This window comes from Paenibacillus sp. TAF43_2 (assembly GCF_052113545.1).
Taxonomy (GTDB): Bacteria; Bacillota; Bacilli; order Paenibacillales; family Paenibacillaceae; genus Pristimantibacillus.
The window spans coordinates 51674-58764 of sequence record NZ_JBFRDK010000016.1 but is presented as its reverse complement, the minus strand read 5'-3'; the positions used below and the strand labels follow the sequence as shown (position 1 = coordinate 58764).

Genomic DNA, 7091 nt, shown 5'->3' with positions numbered 1-7091 from the left:
GATTTACCTTTAATTATGATGAACGACAGAGAAATTAAGCAGCTTTTTCTTAATATTGCCCGTAACGGAATGGAAGCTATGGACAATAAGGGCTCATTACATATTAGTACTCGTAATAATGGGAATAAAATTGAGCTGCGGATTGCCGATCAGGGTATCGGTATACCTCCAGAGCAAATGCAGCATTTGTTCGAGCCTTTTTTCTCGACGAAGACGCAAGGAACGGGGCTTGGCCTGCCGTTATGCTTAAGCATCGCTGAGCGCCATAATGGCCGAATTGACGTAGAGTCGAAGGAAGGTGAAGGTACAGCGTTTATCGTTACTTTCACAGTGCCGGAGGAACGCGCGAGTTAATTGAAGGAGGATATTAGAGTGGAAATGGAAATACGTAAGTTGTTAGCAAACGAACAGCCACCAATGGAACTGCTCTTGTTAGCAGATCCTTCGATTAAGCTCGTAGAAGAATACATAAAACGCGGGGAATGTTTTGTAGGTGTGATAAGCAATCAAATCATTGCCGTATTTGTAATGCTGCCAACAAGGCCTGAGACTGTCGAGATCGTAAATGTAGCAGTGGCTGAGCCAAAGCAAGGTCAAGGGCTTGGAAAGCAAATGGTACTTTATGCGATCTCATATGCAAAGTATTTAGGCTACAAAACGATTGAAATTGGAACGGGCAATTCAGGAGTCAGCCAGCTTGCATTGTATCAGAAATGCGGCTTTCGAATGACGAGTATTGACCGAGACTTCTTTGTTAGACATTATCCCGAAGCGATCTATGAGAACGGAATACAGGTTGTTGATATGGTTCGTCTATCTCAGGATTTATAAGGAAAGCGCCAGCTGAGCATACTACCTCTGAAAGATAACCGGCATTTGCGGTTACATTTTATGACGAGAGGAGCGCTCACAATGACGCAGCATAATGAGGAAAAAGATCGTTCGGCTGAGCAAGCGAAGCAGGCAAAAAATAATACGGCTGCTGACAGCAAATCACCCGAATCAGCTGGTTTTGACAAAAAGCTTGATGGACCTAATCGTCCTTCAATTTAGCGCGGAGGTGTTCATATGCCAGATCATGAGCACAAGAATGAAGATGAAATGCTTAAAGATGATCCCGCTTTAGATCCTTTTGAAATCGAATTTCTACCTCAGTTTCGCGAAGGGCGAGGAAGCCGTGCGCCGTTTGTGAACTCACACGGCATCGTTATAGGCGATCATGAATATGAGTCTCCGGATTCACCATTGTCGCAGTGGAGCGAGGAAACAGATCCAGCTGTGATGGCTGGCGATGAATGGGTGCATCCGTTTAAGGATGTAGGTTTTTTAACCGCTGAAAATCGGGATATTTTTGAGGAGGGCCTTCAGCCGCAAGGAGGCATATTTACTCATCCTGACAAAAATGCGGCATTTGGTTTGGACAAGCCGAAAGACGCTCCAGTTTAAGCAAAAAAAGAACAGCCGGAGTGCGAGCGCTCCGGTTGCTTTATTTTGACTACGGAAGGTATAATAGTAGCTAAAATAAAGTAATTAAAGGAGTGTGTTTCGATGTCGATGTCATTCGAACGATACATGTTAGATATGGTGCAGCCTATGAGAGACGATCTTACTCGCATTGGTATTCAGGAGCTTCGCACACCTGAAGAAGTAGAAGAAAAATTGCCAAATGCAAAAGGAACGGCGCTTGTTGTTGTCAATTCCGTTTGCGGATGTGCAGCAGGCCAATGTCGTCCAGGGGTGGCTGATGCGCTTCAACACGATATTACTCCTGATCATTTATATACCGTATTTGCAGGACAAGATAAAGAAGCAACAGCAAAAGCTCGTGAGTTTTTCGMTCCATATCCGCCATCTTCCCCTTCAATCGCTTTGTTGAAGGATGGAGAGCTAGTACACTTTATCGAGCGCCACCAGATCGAAAATCGTTCCGCAGCGGATATTGCAGCCGATCTGACAGACGCATTCGATCGGTTTTGCCGCTAATTAGGAAGGTAACTATGAGCTTACAACAATCAATTATTCAAAGACTTGGCGTTAAGCCGCAAATCGATCCGGAGCAGGAAATTCGCAAACGGGTTGATTTCTTGAAGGAATACGTAACGAACTCGGGAACAACAGGTTTGCTTATTGCGATTAGCGGAGGAATTGACAGCGCGGTCGCAGCGGGTCTTTGCAAGCGGGCAACAGATGAGCTTAGCGCTGAAACAGGACGCGAGTATATGACGCTTGGCGTATTTCAGCCTTATGGCGAGCAATCCGATATTGCGGATAGTTATGCAGTAGCGGAAGCGTTCCAGCTTAAGCACCGCGTTGAGACGAATATTGAAGAAGCTGTGGATGAAATCGCGATTGAAGTGGAGCATAGCTTTAAGTCATTAGGCATTCCGCGTCATTTGAGCCGCGGCGGCAAAGGCAACGTGAAAGCAAGAACGCGGATGGTTATGCAATACGCGCTTGCATTCGACCTTAATCTGTTAGTCGTTGGTACAGATCATGCATCTGAAGCGATTACAGGCTTTTACACGAAATGGGGCGACGGAGCGGTTGATGTTACTCCGCTTAGTACGCTTAACAAACGGCAGGTTCGTGAGCTGGCCTCCCATATCGGCGTACCGCAAAGCGTGCTCGACAAAGCTCCAACGGCAGGCCTATGGGACGGACAAACCGACGAGGGCGAGCTAGGCATCACTTACGGTGATAACAGCGACTATCTCGAAGGCAAGTCCATTAGCGACGAGGCTCGCGAGAAGCTTGAAAAGCAATATTTGAAAACCGAGCATAAGCGCTCCCCGATTCCGGGTATTTAATGAGCTGCCTTAAGCTTCGAGCAATACAAAGACTGTCCCTTGAACCGAGAAATCGGCAGGGGACAGTCTTTTTTTATTGCAGTGGACTAGCATTTGAATAGCTAAGCGGACGCCAATGATGGAGGAGAAACGGATGGGAGATAGAATATAGTAGTTGTGAAAGGAGCTGAATGCCATGAATAATACGAAGTTAATCCTTGTTGAAGGATTGCCCGGATCTGGGAAAACGAGTACGGCACGTTTTGTGAAACAGCTATTAGATGAACAGAATATTGCCAATCGCTTGTTTTTGGAGGGGGATTTGGAGCACCCAGCCGATTATGATTCCGCGGCTTATTTTACAGAAGAACAATATAAGCAAATACTGCAAAAATATACGGAGCAACAGCAGTTAATCATTAAGCATTCCGAAGCTAAGGCGGACGGATATATCGTATATTACGGGAAGCTGCTAAAGGAAACAGATTCGATTAATAGTGAATATTTCGGGGATTATGATGTATATAACCTCCCTTTGGAGAAGCATCAGCAGCTCATTTTTGAAAAGTGGAGCGATTTTTCGAGACAGGCTATTAACGGGGATGAAGTGTACATATTGGAATGCTGTTTTTTGCAAAATCCGTTAACCGTCATGCTTGTACGAGACAATTGTTCCGAGGTTGAAATAACGACCTTCATTCATGAACTGAACCGCTTGATTAAGCAGCTAAATCCGGTGTTGCTCTATTTGTATCAGGATGACTTTAGACATGCATTCCCTGCTATAATTGCTGAACGGCCAACAGAATGGCTAAACTTTATTACTTGGTATTACACGGAGCAGGGCTACGGCAAAAGTAAAGAGCTCAAGGGAACTCAAGGTCTTCTCGAGGTGCTTGAGCTGCGAAAGACTTATGAATTAGCGATATTAAACGAATTGCCGATCGATAAAATGCTGTTTAATAAAAGCAGATTGGACTGGGACAAGATCCACAGCCAAATCCAAATCAATCTGCAAAATCGTTTAAGCAGGTGATGATCAAATGAAACCGAGAATACGATACGCGATTGCGGTTGTTATAACGATGGTGCTTGGCTACAGCTCAAGGAGCTTTGCAGATTCGCTGCCTGGGTTTGTTGCAGAGCATTTTGGCGATGCGCTTTGGGCATGCATGATTTATTATGGCTTCCGCACTATAGGGGTGCACAAAAACTTGTTTTGGGCTGCTGGCGCTAGCCTCATCTTTTGTTTTGGCATCGAGTTTAGTCAGCTCTACCAGGCAGATTGGATCAATGAGATTCGCAGGACGTTTATTGGCTCTTTAGTGCTCGGGAGCGGTTTTTTGACCGTGGATTTGATCAGGTACAGCGTAGGGATTATATTTGCCATACTTGTTGATAGGTATATTATTTTTAAAAAATAAGAAGACCCTTCCACCGAAACGCGGCGGAAGGGTTTTTGATTTATGATTCAACTTGACGTACAACTGTCCAGCTCTGGGCAGCAGGCTTTAGCACAAATTTAAATAGATGTTCTCCAGATTTCTCAATAGCAACCATAATACCATCTAGAACAGGTACGATATGATGAATTTCTCCACCCGGTACAAGTTCGGCTGCCAGCGGCGTCAAGATGGGAATGAGAGCTTCCTCCAGCCAGCACCTTTCTTGATACCATTGTGGCGGTGGTAAATCAGAAGGATAACCATCAATTGGTGCTTCAAGCTCAAGAGCCATTTTTAAGGGATCGGTTGAAAGCTTACAGCCGGCACCTATCGCTGCTACGAATCGCAAGCACAGCTCAATGGTACGGAGAATCTCTTCATCATTCACTGAGCCATTTGCATAACGAATTTCCACCGTGCCTATATCAAACCAAGCCGCGGTGTTTATTCCACATCGATGAGATTGCGGACGTCCTTTATGGAGAACGGCTTCATCGCTTGGATTAGCAATATAGCTCTCTCGCATGTCCGTAGTAACGGGCGGGCAGAACAGCAGTCGGTGCTTGCTCGTATTCAATAACGCTTGAATCGTTTGTTGATATTCCAGTGCGGCGTCTATAAGCGGGAGGACAGCATCTTCTCCCCACGGTTCGAGACCGATATGAACATGGAGTCCGCAGCTCCAATTGGCTGTTGCTCCTTGTTCCCTCAGCCTGCGTAACATGACCTGAATTTGCTCACGGTCTTCCCACGCAATCGGGGGCGGCTTAAGCTCACTGCCTGATTCCTTACCTTCTGCATCAATTTGCCGCTCATCCAAAGAAATAACCCAACCAGGCAGCAGCTCCAAGCTTTCTGGATTTCCGCCTACAAACTCAATTTCCACGCCGAAGCGCAGCTCTTTCCAATCAACGATTTTTGGCCACATTACCATCATCCTCTCCATTTATATAAGCTTCATCATGTAAAGAGAGGAGTCGAGGCGGACCACGAGATTAACGAGGGATTTTTTTTCTGAACATAAAATGTCCTCCTTATTCGAAATAATGATTGTAGTTTTGAACTAAAAAATAATGAAGAGGTATCTCTTATTATTCAAATTATATATGATTAGAAGAAAAAAGGTAAATTGAGGAGATTCGTATAATGAGCTTTACAGCTAAGCAAAAAGAAATTATTCATAAAATAGCAATTGCAGCCCATAACCAGCCGTTATTAAGCAGCGGTTTATGGTTCCACCACGATTTACGCGATAACTTTTATTATGCGTCCTATTTGTTTGCAGCTGCAGTTGATGAATCAAAGCAGCTGCCGTTTGAGAGAGAGGCTGCTAAACGAACTGCGGGATCTGTGCTCCTAGAGGTGCTCGCGCTGCAAGATCAGGATGTAGAAAGCGATACTTATGGGCATTGGCCGCTTAGACTAGAGGATGTACCGAAGGACTCCAAGCCAAATACGTTGCCCGTGGAGCTGATGGGGAGCTTGATGGCATTTTTTGCGAGACGCTATAGGACGTTTTTTGACGAACAGCTAATCCAAGAATTTGATACAGCCCTTATCCATATTTATCGAAGCGGCTTCTTCCATCATAAAAATGTATTTGGTCATCACGATGCAAAGTATACAGCTGCAAAGCTGATTTTTGGACAAATGTTTGCCGATGCTGATTTGCTGGAGGATGGTCGCAGCAATCTTCAGCTTACATTAGCCCATATTCGCAAGTATGGCATGTCCGAATACAACAGCTTGCCTTGGTTCTGGCATTGGGTGCAGGCATTCACTTGTGCTTGGTACGAAATAGAGGACTCAGCCATTAAACAAGAGCTCGCCGATATGCTTGATTTTCTCTGGAATGAGCGAGCTGCATTCTATTTGAAAGGCGCCTTTGTCGGCGCTCATTGCCGCGGTCAGAAGCATGACATTCCGCTTGATAGCAACGTTCTGCATGATTATGTGCAATTCGGTGATTTCGAGCTTCCAGAGCAAATGCCGCGGACGGAGTATGCAGGATTTTTATTTTACGAGGCTCCTGAAACAGCTCGTCGTACGGCGCTTAATCGCAGTAAGCCAACTGAGGTGAAAAAGGCGATTACGAAGCTAACGGATGAAGGAACAAGCATGCTTCACAGCTATGCCTACATTACATCGGATTTTGCAGCGGGCGGAATGTGGGAGCGCTTCTCGGAGTTTGACAATGAGCAGCATCGCTGGGATATTTCTTTGCCATTGGGACTGCAAAACGGCGTGAATCAACTTTACTTCTTCCATCCGGCAGAGGCGAATGCGGTTGAAGATTTACGGCATCAAACCGAGTTTACGGAAGTTCTCTATTACAAAAACACAATAATGGCTCTATATCCGATTCCTTCTGACAAAGACAATACGATTATCGGGTTATTGCCATGTATGGATTGGCTGCAAGAGCCGGGCATGCTTGTTGGTCAGACTGAGAATGTGTTTTTGGCGGTTTATGTCATGCAGCCTTATGATCTGGAACTTCGTTCGGATCGCTCTATCGTTACAAGCAAAGGCTCAGAAAACGGCGTAATTGTCGAAGTAATCAGCCATAACGATGCGTTGAAGAATGGCATAAGCAGCTATGAAGAATTTGTGGAACAGGCAAAAAACAATAGGCCAGCTTGGTCTGCTGAGGAAAGGCTTAGTGTGAAGTATGTGAGCCATGATAAGAGCGTACTTGAGCTAAATGTAGATGGAGAAGGCAGCAGTGAGAAATTAATCAATGGCCTTTCAGTTGATTTTAGTGAATATAGAATTTAAACGAGATGCGTATCGTTCCAGACGGAATGAAAGCTACACTTTCCATAATTGCATAGTCATGATTCACATATCGTTCACCACT

Annotated in this window: 10 protein-coding genes; 9 read left to right on the top strand and 1 reads right to left on the bottom strand. The window is 45.0% G+C overall.

Features of this window, described 5'->3' with window-relative positions; genetic code table 11:
• The 8 genes from AB4Z17_RS05855 to AB4Z17_RS05820 all read left to right on the top strand — a co-directional run.
• Nucleotides 1–354: ATP-binding protein (locus AB4Z17_RS05855; protein WP_441958693.1), on the top strand; the 354-nt coding region annotated here is incomplete at its 5' end.
• Between the two features lie 24 nt (nucleotides 355–378).
• Nucleotides 379–831: a GNAT family N-acetyltransferase gene (locus AB4Z17_RS05850; protein WP_441908611.1), complete on the top strand. Its 453-nt coding sequence runs from the start codon at nucleotides 379–381 to the stop codon at nucleotides 829–831.
• An 81-nt stretch (nucleotides 832–912) separates the two neighbouring features.
• On the top strand, nucleotides 913–1053 hold the full coding sequence (locus AB4Z17_RS05845) for a hypothetical protein (protein ID WP_339204631.1): 141 nt from the start codon (nucleotides 913–915) through the stop codon (nucleotides 1051–1053).
• Nucleotides 1054–1068: 15 nt separating this feature from the next.
• Nucleotides 1069–1446: a DUF3905 domain-containing protein gene (locus AB4Z17_RS05840; protein ID WP_441876213.1), complete on the top strand. Its 378-nt coding sequence runs from the start codon at nucleotides 1069–1071 to the stop codon at nucleotides 1444–1446.
• A gap of 102 nt (nucleotides 1447–1548) precedes the next feature.
• A complete protein-coding gene (locus AB4Z17_RS05835; RefSeq protein WP_441958691.1) occupies nucleotides 1549–1983 on the top strand; it encodes a BrxA/BrxB family bacilliredoxin in 435 nt (144 codons plus the stop codon).
• A gap of 14 nt (nucleotides 1984–1997) precedes the next feature.
• Nucleotides 1998–2807 carry an ammonia-dependent NAD(+) synthetase gene (gene nadE / locus AB4Z17_RS05830; protein WP_441908459.1) on the top strand — a complete coding sequence of 270 codons (810 nt, stop codon included), beginning with the start codon at nucleotides 1998–2000 and terminating at the stop codon, nucleotides 2805–2807.
• Between the two features lie 175 nt (nucleotides 2808–2982).
• Complete coding sequence (locus AB4Z17_RS05825) at nucleotides 2983–3822, top strand: hypothetical protein (RefSeq protein WP_441958689.1); 840 nt, start codon at nucleotides 2983–2985, stop codon at nucleotides 3820–3822.
• A gap of 7 nt (nucleotides 3823–3829) precedes the next feature.
• Nucleotides 3830–4210: a DUF2809 domain-containing protein gene (locus tag AB4Z17_RS05820; RefSeq protein ID WP_441908457.1), complete on the top strand. Its 381-nt coding sequence runs from the start codon at nucleotides 3830–3832 to the stop codon at nucleotides 4208–4210.
• A gap of 40 nt (nucleotides 4211–4250) precedes the next feature.
• Here AB4Z17_RS05820 and AB4Z17_RS05815 read toward each other — a convergent pair whose 3' ends face one another.
• Nucleotides 4251–5159 (bottom strand): amidoligase family protein, encoded by a 909-nt coding sequence (locus tag AB4Z17_RS05815; protein WP_441958688.1) that lies wholly within the window; start codon nucleotides 5157–5159, stop codon nucleotides 4251–4253.
• A 218-nt stretch (nucleotides 5160–5377) separates the two neighbouring features.
• Here AB4Z17_RS05815 and AB4Z17_RS05810 point away from each other — a divergent pair, with 218 nt between their 5' ends.
• Nucleotides 5378–7009: a hypothetical protein gene (locus AB4Z17_RS05810; RefSeq protein WP_441958686.1), complete on the top strand. Its 1632-nt coding sequence runs from the start codon at nucleotides 5378–5380 to the stop codon at nucleotides 7007–7009.
• Nucleotides 7010–7091: the final 82 nt, after the last annotated feature.

Bases quoted from the DNA above. Each gene is read 5' to 3' on its own strand.
- AB4Z17_RS05850 (WP_441908611.1), top strand. From the start codon at position 379: ATGGAAATACGTAAGTTGTTAGCAAACGAACAGCCACCAATGGAACTG.
- AB4Z17_RS05845 (WP_339204631.1), top strand. From the start codon at position 913: ATGACGCAGCATAATGAGGAAAAAGATCGTTCGGCTGAGCAAGCGAAG.
- AB4Z17_RS05840 (WP_441876213.1), top strand. From the start codon at position 1,069: ATGCCAGATCATGAGCACAAGAATGAAGATGAAATGCTTAAAGATGAT.
- nadE (WP_441908459.1), top strand. From the start codon at position 1,998: ATGAGCTTACAACAATCAATTATTCAAAGACTTGGCGTTAAGCCGCAA.
- AB4Z17_RS05825 (WP_441958689.1), top strand. From the start codon at position 2,983: ATGAATAATACGAAGTTAATCCTTGTTGAAGGATTGCCCGGATCTGGG.
- AB4Z17_RS05820 (WP_441908457.1), top strand. From the start codon at position 3,830: ATGAAACCGAGAATACGATACGCGATTGCGGTTGTTATAACGATGGTG.
- AB4Z17_RS05815 (WP_441958688.1), bottom strand. From the start codon at position 5,159: ATGTGGCCAAAAATCGTTGATTGGAAAGAGCTGCGCTTCGGCGTGGAA.
- AB4Z17_RS05810 (WP_441958686.1), top strand. From the start codon at position 5,378: ATGAGCTTTACAGCTAAGCAAAAAGAAATTATTCATAAAATAGCAATT.